The following is an 18,436-nucleotide window of genomic DNA, read 5'->3' as shown; positions in this document are numbered from 1 at the left end:
GTCAATTTTCTACTTCTTTCCAGTCGCCGTTTTCTTTTATAAGGTCAATCAGTTCATCAACTGCTATATCCGTATCGATACTTCGCTTTACAACTTCCTTCCCTTTGTATAAAGTAATTTTTCCGACTCCGCTACCTACGTAACCGTAATCTGCATCTGCCATCTCACCAGGACCGTTAACAATGCATCCCATGATTGCAATCTTAACATCTTTCAGATGATTCGTTCTGCTTCTGATTTTCGCAGTGGTTTCCTGAAGGTCAAACAAAGTTCTTCCGCATGAAGGGCAGGAGATATATTCAGTTTTTGAAATTCTTGTACGGGTTGCCTGGAGAATTCCGAATGAAGTCTGGTTCTGTGTTCCAATATTTGCGCTGCCTTCAAGCCAAACGCCGTCACCGAAACCGTCGATTAATAATCCGCCGAAGTCAGTTGCCGAGTAAAGCATTAAGTTATCCTCGGAAATATTCTGATAATTTCTTTTAATAATAACAGGGACTTCAATTCCTTTGTTCATCAACTCAATAAACGAACGTCTTATATCTGCTAAATAATTTTCATTACTGCTTGTGAGAATGATAACACATTTTTTTTCATTCTTTAAGAAATCCAGATTACCAAAATAAATATCATCAGTTGTAAGAGATAAAAAATTTATTCTTTTAGATTTGTTTTCCGCCTCTAAAAATTCGTGCATATTGAACAGCGGGAACGTATTCTCTTTATTTTTTTGTGTTTCCCAGAATGAATAATCAAAAATTTTATGAAGAGTGCCGGGAAGCTCGTACTTTATATCGTGTTCACCTAAGTAAATATAATCGGGAGCGATGTCAGCAATGTTCCATTTATCAAGTTCGGCATTGTATTCATAACCGGCATCTATAAGATACGCCGGGTTCTCAATCATATCTGCATTGGGAGAAAGTATTACAACGGGAACATGATGGTCGCCGGTTTTTTCAACTGCAAATGTTTTTCTTCTTGAATAATCTAAAGGATTGTATGGTAAGACAGTTTCATCTTCAATCGGCTTGATTTCTTTTGAGTTTCCTCTGTTCACATATCTTTCAACAAGCTCTTTGCAAACAGGAATTTCAAACTCAGGTTCTTCTGTCAATGAAACTCTTACTGTATCGCCTATTCCATCTTCAAGTAATGTTCCTATTCCGACAGAAGATTTTATTCTTCCATCAAGACCGTCACCGGCTTCCGTTACACCAAGATGAAGAGGATAATTCATTCCTTCTTCATGCATTTTAATAATCAGTAAACGGTATGCTTGAATCATAACCTGCGGATTGCTGGCCTTCATTGAAAGAACTATCTGATGGTAGTTGTTATCTTCGCAGATGCGTAAAAATTCCAGAGCGGATTCAACCATACCTAACGGAGTATCACCGTAACGGCTCATTATTCTATCTGAGAGCGAACCGTGGTTCGTTCCGATTCTCATTGCAGTTCCGTACTCTTTACAGATTTTTACAAGAGGCGTAAACTTTTCTCTTATACGGTCCAGTTCCTGATTATATAAATCATCAGTGTAATTGTATATCTGAAATTTTTTCTTATCGGCGTAGTTGCCCGGATTTACTCTTACCTTCTCTACAATTCTTGCAGCAAGCTCTGCTGCGTTTGGAGTGAAATGAATATCTGCAATAAGCGGCGCTTTATATCCGCGTGCTCTTAATTCTTTTTTTATGTTTTCAAGATTCTTCGCTTCGTTCATACTCGGCGCAGTGATGCGAACGTAATCGCCCCCGGCTTCTATTATTCTAATGGACTGCTCAACAGTTGCAATTGTATCCATCGTATCAGTTGTAGTCATCGATTGAATCCTTATAGGATTATCTCCGCCAAGCGGAACGTCTCCGATAAAAACTTCGCGTGTTTTCAGTCGTGAATACTTTGTTAAGCTGTTACAGTATTTTTTATTTTCAGTGAGAACTTCCATAGAATAATTAAAAAGTCTATCTTAATTTTTTGCTTTCAGTAAATAAAATTCTTTTCTCTTCTTCAGTTAAACTTTGATATCCGCCCTGGCTTAGTTTATCCAGAACTGCATCAACTCTTTCCTGCGCCTGTTTAAATCTTTCGTCTGATTCAGATTTAAAATCTGTTTCAGGTAAATCTACATAGTCAGCTTTTTTTACTCTCTCCGAACCGTTAGGATAAAGCGGAGTAATTCTTGTCGGCTCTTTGAATCCTGAACCCGGAACATTTCCGAAAGGATTTTTAGGTTTGCCCGATAAATTAAAATTACCCAAACGTTTGTAAGTTATCAGCAAATAAATGAAGCCTACTATACCGCCGCCTAAGTGAGCAATATGAGCAACACCTGAATTAAAGCTGTTGCTTGCGGAGATAAACTCAATTACCATGTAAATTATTACAAGATACTTTGCTTTGACAGGAACGAAGAAGTATAAATATATAGGTCTATCGGGGAATAAAAATCCGAAGGCAACTAAAATTCCGTAGATGGCGCCTGATGCTCCTATCGTTGGAGCAGCCTGCCCGAATAGCGGAGCGATAAATAAGTTTGCAACACCTGCGCCTACTCCGCAAAGGAAATAATATATAAGAAATTTTTTAGTTCCCCACATATTTTCAATATCCATTCCGAACATCCATAATGCAAACATGTTAAAGAACAGATGCATGAAGCCTCCGTGCAGAAACATGTAAGTGAAAATCTGCCATGGCATAAAGTATGGCGAGTTAATTGGCCACAGGTAAAAATATTTTGCAAGTATATTGCTGAACTCTATATTTCCCTGCAATAAGAACTGAACAGTAAAAATTGCGATGTTTGAAATCAGCAGCATCTTTATCACGGGCGGAAACATTCCGAACCCCCCAAAGAAACTCGGTCTTCTGTAATAGTTACTCAATTTATCTTTTGTATGTTAATAATTTTAAAATGTGATAATATCCTAAATGTTCATGTTTTTTGCCCGTTCGTAGTCTTCAACGGTATCGATTTCCATGCATTTATAATGTGAAACATCAATTGCGTATATACTGTTCCTCTTATTTCCTGCCTGAATCACTTCTTCAAACGATTTTTCATAAAACTCGTTTACATTTCTCTCATTGATTATTTTTCTATCAAGAACTTTGTAAAGCTCCTGCATAAAATCCAATGAGAATCTTTCAATCCCGATTGATTCCCCTGCAGATTTTTTTAAATCAGTTACTTTGCTTATCTCGAGAATTTTTTTGTCTCCATCCAATACAACTTTTATCTGTTCTTCATCCAGCTCTGTTTCAAAGTTTACGGCAAGGCAGTTTTTATGTTCCGAATCCAGCAGCTCTTTTATAATACCTTTATCAAATAGAATGTCGCTATCCAGTAAAATAATATCTTTTGTAATAAAATTCTTAGTCATCCAGAGAGAGTAAGAATTATTGTTGTTTTCAAAATCTAAATTTGAAAGAAACTGAATTTTGCAGTTTGAAAAATTTTCCTTCAGAGAATTTTTAATCATATCTTCTCTGTAACCTGTAACAAAAACGAATTCAGTAATACCGTTTGCAATTACATTTTCCATTGTACGGTGAAGCAGGTTTTTTCCGTTCACCTCTAATAAACATTTCGGAGTAGTATCGGTTAATGGTCTTAATCTTTTTGCAAGACCTGCTGCTAAAATTATCGCCTGCATTATTTTACCACCTCGTATTTCTTAAGAACATTTTTTTGCATGACTAAAAATATTATAAATAATAAATTGCAGATTGTAATATTGAAAATAAGATACAAGTCTATTCTGTTCATAACTGAGAAAACAGCAAGCATTACCATGTGAGTTGTTGAACCCAGCCAGCTCCATAATCTTAAGAGTAACCTGTTATCTTTGTAATATTGCTCAGGTGTTACCGTAAATGTAGTTTTGCTTCTTACAACTGCTGACTGCCTGCGCGAATAAAACAAGTAAGCGTTTATCAAAAGCTTTTCAATTCCTCTGCCTTTTACATTTTTAAGCTTATCTTTCTCCTCTGAAAACTCTCTTATCTCATCGTTTACATCTGAAGACATTCCATGCACATATTGAAGAAACGAATTTCTGTAGAAATCAAAATAGAATGCCTGCACTGCTGCTGATACTCCGCCGCCTACACAAAGAAAAAATCCATACCAGCCGCTGCCTGAAATTTTTGCAACTGCAACACCAAGGCATATATAAATTGTAGTAGATACTACGTAATCTATGAAGCCGTCTATAGCTCTGCCGAGCAGCGTACCGTTCTTTTTTAATCTTGCAAGCTGACCGTCAGCGCAATCTAATGTATTGGAAGTAAAATATAACAGTGAAGCAATCATAAAGTAAACGTGAGTTGCTCCCGAAAAAGTAAGACCTGCAATTACTCCGATAATCATAGCTACAATTGAAATATGATTAGGAGTAATATTGGTGTTATAAATCAGTTTTACGAATACAAATGAAATAGGACGGAAAATTATTAAGTCAAATATCTCTTCTGCCTCGACTGTTTTTAATGAAGCTTTGAATTCTTCAAATAAAGTAAGCCGGGCTTCCCCCTCACTTTTACTAAACGACATTTTTACCTATGGATGTTTAAAAATATTTATAGAAATTATATCTCGACTTGTGAGCCGACTTCATAAACCCTGCTAACAGGGAGTTTAAAGAATTCAGTTGCTCTCTGAGCATTGTTAGACATAAGGACGAACAATTTATTTTTCAATCTTGTAAGTCCGGGCTTATCATTTACAATTAATGTTTCTCTTCCTAAGAAGAATGTAGTTTTATCTACATTAAGTGTTATACCTTTCGGTTTTAAGAACTCAATTATTTTGTTAATATCCGGCGCTTCCATAAATCCGTAGTTGGCAATTACTTTATAAAATCCTTCTGCATGTTCTTCGACAGTTATTCTCTCATCATCTTTTATACGCGGGACTTTGGAAATTTTTATAGTTAAAATTACTATAAGCTTGTGTAATAATTTATTGTGTTTGATATTTAATATCAATGGCGGAGGTGCTCCGTTGATATTGCTTGACATATAAACTGCTGCTCCCGGAATAAAAGTCATACGTGTGCTCATAAATTCCTCAATGAAATTCTGCAGTGATTCTGTTTCCTTCTGTATCTTATCCATCAGTCTTCTTCTTCCGCTGTTCCATGTCATCATCATTATGTAAATCACTGCTCCCATGGCAATAGGTACATATCCTCCGTGGAAGAACTTCAGTAAGTTTGCTCCGAAGTATGAAATATCAATTGAGAAGAAAAATAATGTTACAAGTATTGCCGTAGTCTGAGACCATTTCCATAGCTTCGTCATTACAAAATACGCAAGTATGGTTGTGATTACCATAGTTGTAGTCACCGCTATACCGTATGCTGCCGCAAGGTTGCTTGATGTTTTAAATGCAAATACCAATGCAATTGTTGCAAAGAATAATGCCCAGTTAAGTTGAGGAATATAAATCTGTCCTCTTTCGTGTTCAGAAGTATGAATGGTTTTTAATCTTGGTAGATATCCTAATAAAACTGCCTGGAATGTCAACGAAAACGCTCCCGATATCAATGCCTGCGATGCAATTACAGTAGCAAACGTTGCAAGTATTACCATAGGGTATAATGCCCATTGCGGTGCAAGCAGATAGAAAGGATTTTCAGCTGCCTGCGGATTACCTAATACTAAAGCACCTTGACCGAGGTAATTTAAAAACAAACAGGGGAGTACAACTGTGAACCACGCCATACGTATCGGCTTTCTTCCGAAGTGACCCATATCGGCATACAACGCTTCACCGCCCGTCATAACAAGGAAGACTGAGCCGAGAACAATAAATCCCGCGAATCCATTATGTGAAAAAAACATAACAGCGTAATAAGGATTTATTGACTTCAATACTTCTAAATTTGTAAAGACTTCCTTTATCCCTAAGATTGCAATAGCGAAGAACCATAGCATCATTACGGGACCGAACATTTTTCCTACGCTGCCTGTACCTTTCTTCTGAACAGCAAAAAGCCCGAATAAAATAATTACAGTCAGCGGTATGATATACGGTTCAAAAAAAGGTGTAGCTACGTTCAAACCCTCAACAGCAGATAGAACTGAAATGGCAGGAGTGATAACACCATCACCATATAATAATGCAGCGCCGAATATACCGAACGAAACAATTATCATTCCGGCTTTGGTTTTGCCTGATGGTTTTACCAGCGCCATTAAAGCAAGTATGCCGCCTTCGCCGTCGTTATCTGCGCGCAGAATTACTACAAGATATTTTACGGTTACTACTATAATGAGCGACCAGAAAATCAGTGATAATACTCCCAGCACGTTATCGTGATTCGGAGCTAGACCATAATGTCCGCTGAAACACTCGCGCAGAGCATAAAGAGGGCTTGTGCCTATATCTCCATAGACGACACCTAATGCGCCGAGACTTAATGTGAGTAAGTATTTTAAGTTGGTTTTACCGTGGGATGAATTACTACTGTGGTAGTCCGAGTCGGTATTTCCGTGTGAATCTTTTTCAAGAGTTCCGGATTCAGAACCTGATGTATCCAATTAAATTCTTTAATTTCTAAATGTAACCTATAAACATATAACAATTAAACAAAACTTTAAAGATAATAGTTATTAAAGGATTTACAAATATTGAAAAATAGCTTATATTTAGCTGAAATAAGTGAAAAAATCGTATAATTTAAGATGAATTACTCAGGTAATCTTAGCCCAGTGAGTAATCAAACTATTCATTATCTTCAATAAACTAAAGTTTTACTTTTTTCTTTTGTAATTCAGACCTTCTTTTACAATTCTGTTTATCTCGGATATTTTCTTATCGTTATCATCGTTGAACTTACTCAAATCAAAGGATTCATATCCGTTCATTTTTCCTCCGATAAAATATCCAAGCAATAAGCCTGTTCCGCCAAATGCCAGAATGGGATGCGCAATAGAACTGATTGTACCCGGTGAAAATTTAGGATCAAGTTGCTTATCGTCGACAGTTTTTGAGAGTATGCCGATTATTGTTCCCGCGGCAAACCCTATTCCTGCTCCAAGCACCGCTCCAAAGGTTTCCTTAGAGTCTGTTGAGTAACCGAGCGATTTAATATCTTTCAAAGCAATTCTTCTGTTCGTTGTTATTGCATTCGGATGATCTTTATACGGATATTTTTTTCTAAATGACAGATAACCACCTTCTATTTTATCCAGATATATTCCATCATATGAAGTGTATTTATTCGATGATATTAGCGCCTTTTTATTCCCGTCATAAAATGTAATGGAAAAAACTGCAGGAGTATTCAGGGAAATTATCCCACTAAGCGCAGAATCATTTTTATTTGAGTTCTGAACTGTAATGTTTGAATATTCTTCATTATTTAAAACCGGATTATCACTTTGGGAATGACAAAAATTTGCAATAATTAATGCAGCGAAAACAAAAAAATATTTCATATAAATTTAATCTCTTTTAAAATTTTTTACTCCGTCACGGGCAATTTTGAGTATTTCAGTGTAACACTTTTCGGGATTATTATTGTACCTTTCTAAGTCATATTCTGTGTAATCATTAAACATTCCTCCCAGTAAATATCCCAGACTTGCTCCGCTTACTATTCCGATAATTGTACTGATACCTACCGATTTTCTTACATTGGAATCAAAAAGTTCATCCTGTGATTGTGCAATAGAACCAAGTATTAATCCCGCAATTGCTCCGGTTCCTATACCGATTAATAATCCTTTGTTGGCATTAGTGCCGGAAATGTATCCTAAAGATTTTATGTTTTGCAGTGGGACTCTTTCAATTTTTCTGCTCACTAACGGATTGCTTAAGTCAGTGAATTTTCTTTCAATAGTTAAAAACTTTTTTGTAAGTGTATCGATGTAAATTTCCTGAAAACTTGAATAAGAAGTAAATGTAACTGCACTTTTGGTGGAATCATAATATGAAATTGAAAATACTTTCGGTGTGTTTAAAACTACGGTATCTGTTTGAGCATTAGATGTATTCAACAAAAAAATTGTGAACAATAGTATGTAATATTTCATAAAGATTTTGAATAAAGTTTACACATGTAAATAAGAAGAAAAGACTTAGTCTAATTTATAATGTTTTATTCCGGTTTGTATAATTTTTATAATTTCGTTGTATTTCTTTCCGATATCATTGTTGTATTTCATTAAGTCAAAGTCTTCATAACGTTCATTATTTACTCCAATCCAGAATCCCAGAAAAGTGCCGAAGAATAACCCTGAAACAATTCCAATTCCCTTCGGATTAGTCTTGTCATTATTTTCCCCGGTGTTTGAATTAATAGATAACGCAGTGATAATAAATCCTGCAACTGCCCCTGAACCTGCTCCGATAAGTGCTCCTATCGGCCCGTGGTTTCCGACTACATATCCGAGAGACTTAATATTTCTCAGAGGAATTTTTTCTACTTTTGTATTTCTTAGCGGATTGTTAAGGTCATTGTATTTTCTTTCAATTGTCAGAAAATTTTTTGAAAGAGTATCAATAAATACTGAGTTATAACTGGAGTATTCAGTCAGAGAAATTCCGTTCTTATCTCTGTCCAGATATGCGATTGAAAATATTTTTCCTGTGTTGAAAACTATTGTATCTCCCTGCCCAAAACATTTATTCAAAGATAATACAAGTAATAAAAATGTGATAAGTTTCATTTATTAATTTTTGTCCTTACAAATTTATTTGATTCATTAATTTCTATTGAATTTTTATCAAACCATTTTAGAAAGGAATCCCATCTTTCTTCATTTTTACTTTGCCATTCCGATTCATTTGCTTTATCACCATCAAGTAAAATCCAGTAATTGTATTCATCCAGGTAACCTGCTTCTTTTACTTTTTTCTGATAGTCAAAAACTACATTCGGAAATTTTTCGTTATCCTTTTTTTCAAAATATGTGTCTAAAAATTTTTTGCGGATTCTGTTAAGTGAATTTATATCTATCTTTTTTTCACCTGCAGCAGCTAATGCCATTCCAGCATCAAATATGGAAAGCGCCGAATATGTTGTTAATAATTTATCAATCATGCTTTTGCCTATTTCATCTTTGCTGACATATATATTACCGCTGGCAAAACTTGTTTTGATGCTGTTGCCTTCAAAAGTATATCCCTTTTTATAAACTTCAAACATAAGTTTGCTGATCTGCTCTGTACGGTTTGAATTCCTTTCAAGATTCAGAAAAATTTCACCGTAAATCAGACTCCAAACTGAATTTGGAGTTGTAGACCAAAGCATTGATGCCCAGTAATAATTGGAAGGGTGCATTGGCGCTACTTCAATTCCTTTTTCAAAATATTGAAGTGCTTTATCATACTCCTTCTCCATCATATTTGTCACTCCAAGTTCAAGATACAGAGGACCTGACTTCGGGAATTTCTTAATACCTGCTTCGTATATTTCAAATGCCTTGTCCCTGTCGTCTGTCAGATCATATGCATTTCCAAGTAATGAAAAATATCTGTCTTCAGCATCGGATTTATTCTTAATTTTTTCCAGTAACTCTATAACCTTTTCATATTTTTTTTGTTTGTAATAAATCAGCGCTATTTCATACTGCGGAGCGCTGCTGGAAGGGTCAAGCTTCTGAACTTCTTCAAAGAGTTTTAATCCTTCACTGTACTTTCCCGCATCAACTAATTTTATAGCTTCAGCAAATTTATTCTGTGCTTCGGATTTATCGTTTTGTGAAAATGTAATTCCATAAAATAATATAAATAAAAGAAGAAAAACTTTTCTCATAATTTCTATCCTTTTTAGTTTTTATAGATTGAAAATACTGTAAATAAAATAATTTATCTATGTAATAACCTGGCTTATCCGGCAAAAATTTCCTCTTCATTGATTGAATTAGTTTTTCCACTTATCTTTTAAAACCTCAACCAATTCTCAAAAATTTTACTACTTATGCCGGGATTTGAGTTCATATTATTTGCCATAGCTTTACTTATTGTAATCAGCATAATCATTACAAGATTCTCTAATACGCTGGGGCTGCCTGAGCTAATATTATTTATTATTATCGGTATGCTTGCAGGCTCTGAAGGAATTGGAAAAATAAATTTTGAAGATTATAAATTATCTCAGCATATAGGAACGCTTGCACTCGTCTTCATTCTTTTTTCAGGGGGACTTGACACAAAATTTTCCGACATAAAACCTGTCTTAAAAAGTTCGTTCTCCCTGGCAACTCTTGGAGTAATTATCACAACTCTCATCGTCGGATTTTCTATACATTATTTTTTAGGATTTGAATTATATCAGGGGCTTCTTGTCGGAGCGATTGTTTCCGCCACTGATGCTGCTGCAGTTTTTTCTGTTCTCCGTTCAAAAAATATTAAGCTTAAAGGAAATCTGAATGCGCTGTTGGAATTTGAATCAGGCTGCAACGACCCCATGGCAATTTTTCTCGCCCTTACTTTTACCACGGTAATTGTTTCAGGTGAGCTGAATATACTTTCAGTTATATTTCATCTGCTGAAAGAATTTATCATAGGAGGAATTGCAGCTTATGTAATTGCTAAAGCAATGGTAATTTTATCAAACAGACTGAAATTAAATTATGAAGGTCTTTATCCTGTGCTTTCTGTCTGCATTTCGATTTTACTCTATAGCGTAACTGTTCTCATTGGCGGTAGCGGATTTTTAGCAGTTTACATAGGAGGAATAATAATAGGCAACAGCAACGTAATTCAAAAAAAATCAACTCACAGATTTTTTGACGGACTTGCCTGGCTCTCGCAGATAATCATGTTTTTAACTCTCGGACTTTTAGTTTTTCCCAAAGAATTAATGAACGTTGCAGGAATAGGATTAATTATTTCAGGGATTTTAATTTTCATAGCGCGACCTGTAAGTGTATTCGTTTCGCTTCTGTTTTCTAAATTCGATAAGAGAGATAAGTTTGCAATTTCATGGGTAGGACTTCGAGGCGCAGTACCGATTATCTTAGCAACGTTTGCAGTTACGGGCAAAGTTGATAATTCTTATAACATTTTTAATATTGTATTTTTCGTTGTGCTGACCTCGTCATTACTTCAGGGATGGACTATACCGGCAGTTGCGAAATTTCTGAAGGTTTATCGTATGGATAAAAGGAAAACCAAGATGCCGGTTGAGATTGATATAACTCGTGAGTCAGAGCGAATTATGATAGATTATATAGTGCCGTTCAATTCAAAAATTGTGAATAAATCTCTTGTTCAATTAAATCTTCCCGATGATACTCTTATAGTATTCATTGCCCGCGACGGAAATATTTTCATTCCGAACGGTAACACTCATTTAGAAGAAGGGGACTTGCTTCAGGTATTGGTGCTTGAAGAAAACAAACAGAAGTTGTTTGATAAACTGAAATAAAAAAACCTGCCTGAAATTCATCAAGCAGGTTTCTTTGTAATTTCTACTTTATACTTTTTACTTGTTACTTTCTACTACTAAAACCCTATCTTCACATTTGCATAAAAATTTCTTGTTGCTGCGGGTATCCAGTAAGGAGTTCCATATCCGTCAACGCTTCCTGTCGGAGTATAAAGCTTATCAAAAATATTATTTACCTTTAACTCCACATCAAAATTTCTGATTGATTTTCTTAATGACTTATCCGAAATAAGATTCATAAAGTTATAGGAAATTCCGCCGTTGAAAACTATATACGGCTCGATAACTTTATCAACATATCCTGCTACCTGTGTTGCGGCAGGATTTTTTCTTTCATTCTCTGAATTATCTAAATACTGCCTGCCGACATGCTGCATTGTAACATAGGCGCTGAAAGTATTTTTATCATTATAATTCAAAGAGAGATTTCCCAGCACTGAAGGATTTAATAAAATTTTATTTCCCGAGTAATCATTTCCGTAAAGAATATTACCGAGTGAATCTCTTCCTAAAATTTCCGTATATTCTTTAAAATAATTATCGGAGAGAGTTAAGTTATACTCCAGTGAAAGGTTACTCCATCCCTTAAATAAATAAAACGGAATGAATGAGTATTCGAATTCAATGCCTCTGTGAATTGATTTTCCTGCGTTGCCGTTGATTGGCTGACCCACGTTATCAAGCTGGCCGTTGTTCACAATTTCATTGGTAAAATCCATTAAATAAAAATTAAGGCTTGCATTGGTTGCCGGAGTTTTGAAGTTAATGCCAAACTCATAATCAAGCATCTCTTCCGGCTTTACCAGCGGGTCAGAATAAGTTTTGGTAACGGTATCAACTACTCTGAAATTCGGAACTGAGTAAGGGCTTTCTGCATCGTAAATATCTTTCAGTCTCGGCTCCCGCTTTGCGTAAGAAACGTTCCCGAAAAATCTTAGATTATATGGTCCGATAACATTCAATCCTATTCTCGGAGTAAAGAAATCATAGTTCACATCAAATGTGTATGGCTTGAACTTATCGTAATCAAGCGAATATCTATGGTTTGCATATTGAAGACCAACCATTCCGGTTATGAAATTATTAAAGTCATAAACTTCATTTGCATAGATGGAGAGACTTCTTTTCTTCCCGTTATAATAGTAGTATTGGTAGTTAGGCGGAGTATTCTGCGGAAGCGCGTTTGCAAATTCAATTTCTCCGTAATGCTCCGATTTATGAATACGCATTTCACCTCCGATAAGCAGCGTTCCCTTCTTATGTGTAATCTGCACCTTCGGGAACCAGCCGTAGTCATTATTATTTACAAATAATTTTGTTACGATATCACTCTTATCCACAACATAACCATTCACAGGGTCATGATAGAATGTTCCGTCAGGGTTATGCTGGTAGTATAACGAATTGAAGGTTGTGGTATCAGAGGTGAAGAACGGATTCAATCTGAAATAAGTAAAATCATATCCCCAGATAGCAGGATAAGAAGTTACAAAATATCCTTCGCCTCTTATGTAATTTACAGTGTTGGAAATATAAACATTCTTTGATGGCTGCCAGTTGTAAATTAATTCATAATGCGGCTGATGATAGTTATCGGTCTCATCGTTGTAGGTAAGCGGATTATATCTTCTATCTACTAACTGGTTTCCCGTTACAGTGCCGTCAAGATAATCCTTTGTTACTCCAAGATAAGCAAGATGATTTTTTATAGGACTTCCATAGACGTTCATCTTCAAAGTAGAGTTCTTGAAAATCTTAGTTGCTCCTATGAAGTATGACCAGTGGTCTGACCATGACTGGTCTCTGTAGCCGTCAGTCGTTGTTTTGGAAAACTTAGCATAAAAGCCCATATTGTTCTGCGCAAGACCCGATGAATATTCAAATAAATATCGGTTTGAATTGTAATCACCTCTGCCTACGCTTACGTTCAGAAAATTTCTTCTGGTGTAATCTATTGTCTGAATATTTATTACGCCGCCAATTGAAGATGTTCCGTAAAGCGCAGTTCCGATACCTCTTTGAATCTGAATGTTCTCGACTGAGGAAGTTATATCGGATAAGTCAACCCAGTAAACCTGCTGGTCCTCTGCATCGTTCTGCGGAGTGCCGTTAATGAGAATGGAAACTCTTCGCTGATCAAATCCGCGAAGAGATAAATACGAATAGCCGATTGATGCGCCTGACTCGGAATAAGAGTTAAGACTTGTCTTTCCGTTAAGAAACATAGGCAGGTCCTGCATCCAGTATTTCTGCTCTATTTCCTCCCGCTTGATATCCTGAAAAGCTACGGGAGTTTTTCTTTCAATGCCTTTCAACGCATCGACTTCGATGGTCTGAGTTTTATAATAAGATGAATCTGCTTCCTGAAATGGAGGCGGCTGCTGAATATCATCCTGCGCGAAAGAAATTTTTGTAAAAATAAAAAATAAAGAACAAAGGATTAAAAAGTGTTTCATGTTTATATAATTTGTATAAAATAAAAAACGCTTATGCCTCTCATGAACCTGAAAAAATATGAGTGATATAAGCGTTGAATAGAATGTTATTCCTACGCCGGTACTAACCGGATCAGGTTCGTGGGTGTAATCTCAGCAGGTAATTTAGGAATAAGTTACCGGCACCCCAAAACAAAAATTGTTTTATGTATTTACTATAATAAAGAACTATAGACCGTAATCTGCGGGATTTACAACCAACAATAAAGTCACTCCCGTGCGTGTATAAAGTTTGCCATGGTCCGTATCGGGCTCTGCATGATGGAAATCACCCGGACCAAGTACTCTGCCCTCTGCCTGAAAATCGCCTTCAAGAATTAAACATTCTTCCGGAGCTGAATGATGATGCTCGGGATATTCATTTCCCGCAGGGACTTTCATCATCAACATTGCATAATTGTTTTCTCTGTTGATAGAAAGAACCTTCACCTTAACAGCATTTAATACCGGGTGGTCAAACCAGTCATCTTTGGAATCTGCAAACTTGAAATCAAAATCTTTATGTTCGTCTTTTCGTGGTGATGTTTTTATTCTTGCCATAATTTTATCTTTTAATCCTGCAGAAGGTGATTTCAATCTGCTTGGATTATTGAATATGGCATTATTTATTTTTTCAACAATGTTGTTTACGTCGGAAGTGAGAAACACTTCTTCAAATCCCGCTTCTCTGAGGGATGAGATTAGTTTTTCCTTTTCAGGTTCACTAAGCGCGCCAATCGAATTTAATATTATGTCATCTTGCATTATACTACCCTTATCTTAGTTTAAATGTTTTAAACGTTCTCTTAGAAACATCATCGCTGACCTGATCTTTGTTTTAACTGTTCCTAAAGGAATTTTGAAGTGCGCGGAGAGTTCGGAATGAGAGAAGCCCTGGTAATAGGCATACTCTATTAACTGTCTCTGCACCTCGTCTAATTCTTTTATAGCTTCAAGTACTTCTTTTTGTTCCTCCCCTGCAACTGCAATAAACTCAGGGTTACTTTTTTTATAGTCCTCGTTGATATCAATTATCAGAGTCTCATTTGTTTCATCGATATCAGTATTTTGTTTTTTTGCACGCAGCTTATCTATAGCCTTGTTCCTTGAGATACGAGTCATCCATGAAATTGGATTTCCCAGACGTTCATCGTAAGTATCTATTTTATCCCATATTAAGAAAAAGACTTCCTGCAGTACATCTTCTGCTTCGGCTTCATTCTTTAAAATGAAGTAAATTGTTGTGTATAAATACTTATTATAAAAATCGTAAAGTTCGCCGATTGCCGACTCATCTCCGGCGGAAACGCGTCTTAATAAATTTATATCTCTTTTGGTATTTTCGTGAGGAGTGTTAGCCACAAGCTTATCTATAAATAAAAATACAACATTTCAAAAAAATATTCACTCTAATAAATTGTAACGAGTCTAAAGGGTAAAATAGTTAAATTAACGCAAAGCACACAAAACTTCACCGCAAAGTGCGCAAAAAATTACACAGAGATAGCAAAAAGATAAAAGTTGTTATTAATTACTCATTACTAATTATTAATTACAATAACCGGTTCCATTACCAAATTAATTCCAAAGAACTGTTTAACTTTGTTTTGAATATCATTTGCTAATTCTAATAACTGCGCAGATGTACATCCTCTGTTCACCAAAGCAAGTGAATGATTTTCAGAAATTGCCGCGCCGTTCCTGTTCATACCTTTGTGAAATCCCGCATTCTCAATAAGCCATGCTGCAGGTATTTTATATTTGCCGTCCGTCTGAAATACTTTCGGTTTAATAGGGAAGTGAAATAAAGTCTCTTCAAATTTTTTATATTCTTCTCCGTTCAGAACGGGATTCATAAAAAAAGAACCGCATGAAACTGAATTGGAATCATTCGCATCAATCACCATAGATTTCCTTCTTCTTATTTCTATAACCTTATCTCTTACAAATTTTAATTTATCACGGTTTGAAAAGTTACTGTAATCATAAAATTTTTCAACTTCATCTTTAAGCTCTTTATATTTTAGTTCAGGTTCTTTGTTCAGCCTTAGCATAAAAGTAACTTCAGTAATAATGTATTTATCTTTCTGTTCCTGTTTGAATATACTTGTCCTGTAACCAAAGCCGCATTCATCTCTGTTAAAATTAACTATTGCCAGATCTTCCAGACGCAATGCCTGAACATGTACAATTGTATCTGCGACCTCCTGTCCGTATGCTCCTACATTCTGCATGGGAGTAGCGCCAACGCTGCCCGGAATTCCGGAGAGACATTCAATTCCCTGCGCGCCTTCATTTACACAGAATGAAACAAGTTCATCCCAGTTATTTCCGCCGCCGGCTTTTAAAAAAACATCATGCTCATTAATGGCGTAGTTCAGTTCTTTAATATGATTTTTTAAAACAAGACCTTTAAATCCTTCATCAGGAAAAATTATATTGCTTCCTCCGCCTATAACCTGAATTTTCAGATTCTCCTTTTTTGCAAATTGCAGGAGCTGTCTTAATTCATAAACATTATTGAACTGAGCAAAATATTTTGCCGTGCCGCCTAATTTTATTGTAGTAACATTGGCAAGCTGTACATCTGACTTTAATATACTTATCAAAAATTTATGTGGTTAATAATTTGGAAATGTTATCTCTTATTCCCGGATAATCTTCTTTTATCAATGCCCAGAGGACATCAGTATTTACAGCAGAAATTATTTTGTGCGATAATCTTCTGCGAGTTTTTATTATGTAGTTCCAGTTCACTTCTTCATTAGAGAGCCGGAATTCTCCCGTAATGTTTTTGCAATTATCACCTATGGATTCTATTTCTGAAAGTACTGTACGGACTTTTGCAGAATCGGATTTAAATTCTTCATAGGAAATTTTTTCAGTTTCACTGAATATGTTATCAAATGAATCCATAATATTTTTTACAATTATTTTATCATCTTTCTCAAACATTATGCACCTTATTTTTTATTCCGTTTTTGAATGCTTCATCGTTAAGGCTTTCAAGACCTTCTTCAGTAAGAAATTCTCCGTCAACGTTCAGTAAGCTTTCAATAAATTCAGTGAAGTCAATAAATTTCATTCCGATGGGTTTTTTGAACCGGACTAAAAAATCAGCCTCTTTTACACCATGCTTATCAAGCTGAAAATTAAATATACCGATTTTTTCCAAGCCATATTTACTTTCCAAGAAAGGTTTTTGAGAATTTATTATGTCGGTAACTTCGTGGTAAGTGTAACTCATTTTGATTTATATAAAAGTGCTGTGCAGTATGCGGAGCATCCTTTTTTAGCTCCCACAAATCCTAACCCTTCAGAGGTTGTAGCTTTTATCGAGATGTTTTTGGTTTTAAGGATCTTAGAAATTTTTTCTTTCATCTGCTCAGTGTATTTGTAAATTTTCGGTTCTTCAAGAATTATGGCGCAATCAATATTTTCAATTTTATATTTCTTTTTCTTTATCAGCTTATACGATTGCTCGAGTAAAATTAAGCTTGAGATATCTTTGAACTTGTCATCTGTATTGGGGAACTGATGCCCGATATCTTTGTATCCGCATGCTCCGAGTATTGCATCGCATATTGCGTGAAGAAGAACGTCTGCATCTGAGTGGCCTTCAAGTCCTTTTGTGTGCGGGATTTCTACTCCGCCCAGAATAAGTTTCCTTCCTTTTACAAGTCTGTGAACATCGTAACCAAAGCCGACGCGAAAATTTGCCATTAGTTTTGAAGATTTTATAAAGATAAAAACATTTTTTCTAATAGTTAATGAAGAAACAATTCCCGTGCCTTTAAAAATTATTCTGCCCTACTAATAGGGAAGAAATTCTTTGAAAAGATAATAGAAGTTTGTAAATTACATGAAAATTTAGAATTATGAATTATGAATTATGAATTATGAAATTTTAACCAAATTTTTTAATAACAGTAATAAATCCGGGAAAATATTTTAAATTAAAAATGTTACAATAATGTAACAATTTTTTGAATTCTACATTCTGAATTCAATAAAAACCCGTCAAAAATTCATCAAAAATTATAAAATAAAATACGGGAGTATTGTAAAAACAGATTTAGCAAATATTGTAGAAGGGAGCGGCGCCACAATGTTTCCCCCTCCTTTACAAGGAAAGCTTGTCCTGCCCAAGGCGGGAGGGATTAAGGGGGAGGTAGATTTGTAATATATTAATCCGAGAAGAAGTAAATTTTCACACAAGCTTCCCCCTCCTTTACAAGGAGGGGGACTGAGGAGGTGGTTTGAAACAATTGTGACTCGCCAAGGCGAATTACATTAGCCGATAGGTTTCAATCCTGTTAGGTCTCTAAATTAAAATGTTACAATAATGTGACAATATTTAAACGAGTATGCTCTTACTACTTTTTATTTTACAGAAAACCCATCAAAAATTCATCAATTTTTGAAAATAAAAATAAACGGTATTGAAAAAACAACATCGAGAAATGTAACAATAATGTGACAATTTGTAACTCGTTATTTGAAACTTGAAACTGAAAGATGACAATCTTAACTTTGCTTTCAAAATCACAT

17 protein-coding genes and 1 riboswitch are annotated in these 18,436 nt (G+C 35.4%); of the genes, 1 reads left to right on the top strand and 16 read right to left on the bottom strand.

The annotated features are described in order from the left end of the window. Position 1 precedes the first annotated feature (1 nt). The 9 genes from ispG to JST55_05950 all read right to left on the bottom strand — a co-directional run bounded on the left by ispG (position 2) and on the right by JST55_05950 (position 9,773). Complete coding sequence (gene ispG / locus JST55_05990) at positions 2-1,951, bottom strand: (E)-4-hydroxy-3-methylbut-2-enyl-diphosphate synthase (GenBank protein ID MBS1493037.1); 1,950 nt, start codon at positions 1,949-1,951, stop codon at positions 2-4. A 16-nt stretch (positions 1,952-1,967) separates the two neighbouring features. Beyond that, a complete protein-coding gene (locus tag JST55_05985) occupies positions 1,968-2,846 on the bottom strand; it encodes a rhomboid family intramembrane serine protease (protein MBS1493036.1) in 879 nt (292 codons plus the stop codon). Between the two features lie 87 nt (positions 2,847-2,933). Continuing rightward, on the bottom strand, positions 2,934-3,662 hold the full coding sequence (locus JST55_05980; GenBank protein ID MBS1493035.1) for a phosphocholine cytidylyltransferase family protein: 729 nt from the start codon (positions 3,660-3,662) through the stop codon (positions 2,934-2,936). Beyond that, positions 3,662-4,561, bottom strand: a complete 900-nt coding sequence (locus JST55_05975; GenBank protein MBS1493034.1) for a CDP-alcohol phosphatidyltransferase family protein — start codon at positions 4,559-4,561, stop codon at positions 3,662-3,664. Before JST55_05975 ends, JST55_05980 begins: the two co-directional genes overlap by 1 nt. 35 nt (positions 4,562-4,596) lie before the next feature. Then, complete coding sequence (locus JST55_05970) at positions 4,597-6,552, bottom strand: potassium transporter Kup (protein MBS1493033.1); 1,956 nt, start codon at positions 6,550-6,552, stop codon at positions 4,597-4,599. A 213-nt stretch (positions 6,553-6,765) separates the two neighbouring features. Further along, the gene (locus JST55_05965; protein MBS1493032.1) at positions 6,766-7,452 is read right to left on the bottom strand and encodes a hypothetical protein; all 687 of its coding nucleotides are present in this window, start codon (positions 7,450-7,452) and stop codon (positions 6,766-6,768) included. Positions 7,453-7,458: 6 nt separating this feature from the next. Beyond that, on the bottom strand, positions 7,459-8,049 hold the full coding sequence (locus JST55_05960) for a hypothetical protein (protein MBS1493031.1): 591 nt from the start codon (positions 8,047-8,049) through the stop codon (positions 7,459-7,461). A 45-nt stretch (positions 8,050-8,094) separates the two neighbouring features. Next, complete coding sequence (locus tag JST55_05955) at positions 8,095-8,685, bottom strand: glycine zipper family protein (protein MBS1493030.1); 591 nt, start codon at positions 8,683-8,685, stop codon at positions 8,095-8,097. Next, positions 8,682-9,773 (bottom strand): tetratricopeptide repeat protein, encoded by a 1,092-nt coding sequence (locus JST55_05950; GenBank protein MBS1493029.1) that lies wholly within the window; start codon positions 9,771-9,773, stop codon positions 8,682-8,684. Before JST55_05950 ends, JST55_05955 begins: the two co-directional genes overlap by 4 nt. Positions 9,774-9,938: 165 nt before the next feature. Between JST55_05950 and JST55_05945 the strand changes: the two genes are divergently transcribed. Beyond that, entirely contained in the window at positions 9,939-11,390 is a 1,452-nt protein-coding gene (locus JST55_05945; GenBank protein MBS1493028.1) for a potassium/proton antiporter, read from the top strand. A 77-nt stretch (positions 11,391-11,467) separates the two neighbouring features. Here the strand turns inward: JST55_05945 and JST55_05940 are convergent, their stop codons facing one another. The 7 genes from JST55_05940 to JST55_05910 all read right to left on the bottom strand — a co-directional run bounded on the left by JST55_05940 (position 11,468) and on the right by JST55_05910 (position 17,608). Next, positions 11,468-13,867, bottom strand: coding sequence for a TonB-dependent receptor (locus JST55_05940; GenBank protein ID MBS1493027.1), 2,400 nt, complete (start codon positions 13,865-13,867; stop codon positions 11,468-11,470). Between the two features lie 72 nt (positions 13,868-13,939). Beyond that, positions 13,940-14,046: riboswitch (TPP riboswitch) on the bottom strand. Positions 14,047-14,074: 28 nt separating this feature from the next. After that, on the bottom strand, positions 14,075-14,650 hold the full coding sequence (locus JST55_05935) for a cupin domain-containing protein (protein ID MBS1493026.1): 576 nt from the start codon (positions 14,648-14,650) through the stop codon (positions 14,075-14,077). Positions 14,651-14,665: 15 nt separating this feature from the next. After that, positions 14,666-15,247: a sigma-70 family RNA polymerase sigma factor gene (locus JST55_05930; protein ID MBS1493025.1), complete on the bottom strand. Its 582-nt coding sequence runs from the start codon at positions 15,245-15,247 to the stop codon at positions 14,666-14,668. 179 nt (positions 15,248-15,426) lie between these two features. Further along, the gene (locus JST55_05925; GenBank protein ID MBS1493024.1) at positions 15,427-16,494 is read right to left on the bottom strand and encodes a UDP-N-acetylmuramate dehydrogenase; all 1,068 of its coding nucleotides are present in this window, start codon (positions 16,492-16,494) and stop codon (positions 15,427-15,429) included. A gap of 4 nt (positions 16,495-16,498) precedes the next feature. Then, positions 16,499-16,840, bottom strand: a complete 342-nt coding sequence (locus JST55_05920; protein ID MBS1493023.1) for a DUF86 domain-containing protein — start codon at positions 16,838-16,840, stop codon at positions 16,499-16,501. Further along, positions 16,833-17,132 carry a hypothetical protein gene (locus JST55_05915; protein MBS1493022.1) on the bottom strand — a complete coding sequence of 100 codons (300 nt, stop codon included), beginning with the start codon at positions 17,130-17,132 and terminating at the stop codon, positions 16,833-16,835. Before JST55_05915 ends, JST55_05920 begins: the two co-directional genes overlap by 8 nt. Next, positions 17,129-17,608 (bottom strand): 2-C-methyl-D-erythritol 2,4-cyclodiphosphate synthase, encoded by a 480-nt coding sequence (locus JST55_05910; GenBank protein MBS1493021.1) that lies wholly within the window; start codon positions 17,606-17,608, stop codon positions 17,129-17,131. The genes JST55_05915 and JST55_05910 overlap by 4 nt, the downstream gene beginning before the upstream one ends. Positions 17,609-18,436: the final 828 nt, after the last annotated feature.

It is taken from the genome of Bacteroidota bacterium (genome assembly GCA_018266835.1).
In the GTDB taxonomy this organism is placed as follows: Bacteria; Bacteroidota; Ignavibacteria; order Tepidaquicellales; family Tepidaquicellaceae; genus JAFDZO01.
Note: the sequence above shows the minus strand (reverse complement) of the source record. Positions and strands in the feature narration are given on the sequence as shown.

What these genes read in the sequence shown, in the direction of transcription:
- ispG (MBS1493037.1), bottom strand. Translation starts at nt 1,951, where the DNA reads ATGGAAGTTCTCACTGAAAATAAAAAATACTGTAACAGCTTAACAAAG.
- JST55_05985 (MBS1493036.1), bottom strand. Translation starts at nt 2,846, where the DNA reads ATGTTTCCGCCCGTGATAAAGATGCTGCTGATTTCAAACATCGCAATT.
- JST55_05980 (MBS1493035.1), bottom strand. Translation starts at nt 3,662, where the DNA reads ATGCAGGCGATAATTTTAGCAGCAGGTCTTGCAAAAAGATTAAGACCA.
- JST55_05975 (MBS1493034.1), bottom strand. Translation starts at nt 4,561, where the DNA reads ATGTCGTTTAGTAAAAGTGAGGGGGAAGCCCGGCTTACTTTATTTGAA.
- JST55_05965 (MBS1493032.1), bottom strand. Translation starts at nt 7,452, where the DNA reads ATGAAATATTTTTTTGTTTTCGCTGCATTAATTATTGCAAATTTTTGT.
- JST55_05960 (MBS1493031.1), bottom strand. Translation starts at nt 8,049, where the DNA reads ATGAAATATTACATACTATTGTTCACAATTTTTTTGTTGAATACATCT.
- JST55_05955 (MBS1493030.1), bottom strand. Translation starts at nt 8,685, where the DNA reads ATGAAACTTATCACATTTTTATTACTTGTATTATCTTTGAATAAATGT.
- JST55_05950 (MBS1493029.1), bottom strand. Translation starts at nt 9,773, where the DNA reads ATGAGAAAAGTTTTTCTTCTTTTATTTATATTATTTTATGGAATTACA.
- JST55_05945 (MBS1493028.1), top strand. Translation starts at nt 9,939, where the DNA reads ATGCCGGGATTTGAGTTCATATTATTTGCCATAGCTTTACTTATTGTA.
- JST55_05940 (MBS1493027.1), bottom strand. Translation starts at nt 13,867, where the DNA reads ATGAAACACTTTTTAATCCTTTGTTCTTTATTTTTTATTTTTACAAAA.
- JST55_05935 (MBS1493026.1), bottom strand. Translation starts at nt 14,650, where the DNA reads ATGCAAGATGACATAATATTAAATTCGATTGGCGCGCTTAGTGAACCT.
- JST55_05920 (MBS1493023.1), bottom strand. Translation starts at nt 16,840, where the DNA reads ATGTTTGAGAAAGATGATAAAATAATTGTAAAAAATATTATGGATTCA.
- JST55_05915 (MBS1493022.1), bottom strand. Translation starts at nt 17,132, where the DNA reads ATGAGTTACACTTACCACGAAGTTACCGACATAATAAATTCTCAAAAA.
- JST55_05910 (MBS1493021.1), bottom strand. Translation starts at nt 17,608, where the DNA reads ATGGCAAATTTTCGCGTCGGCTTTGGTTACGATGTTCACAGACTTGTA.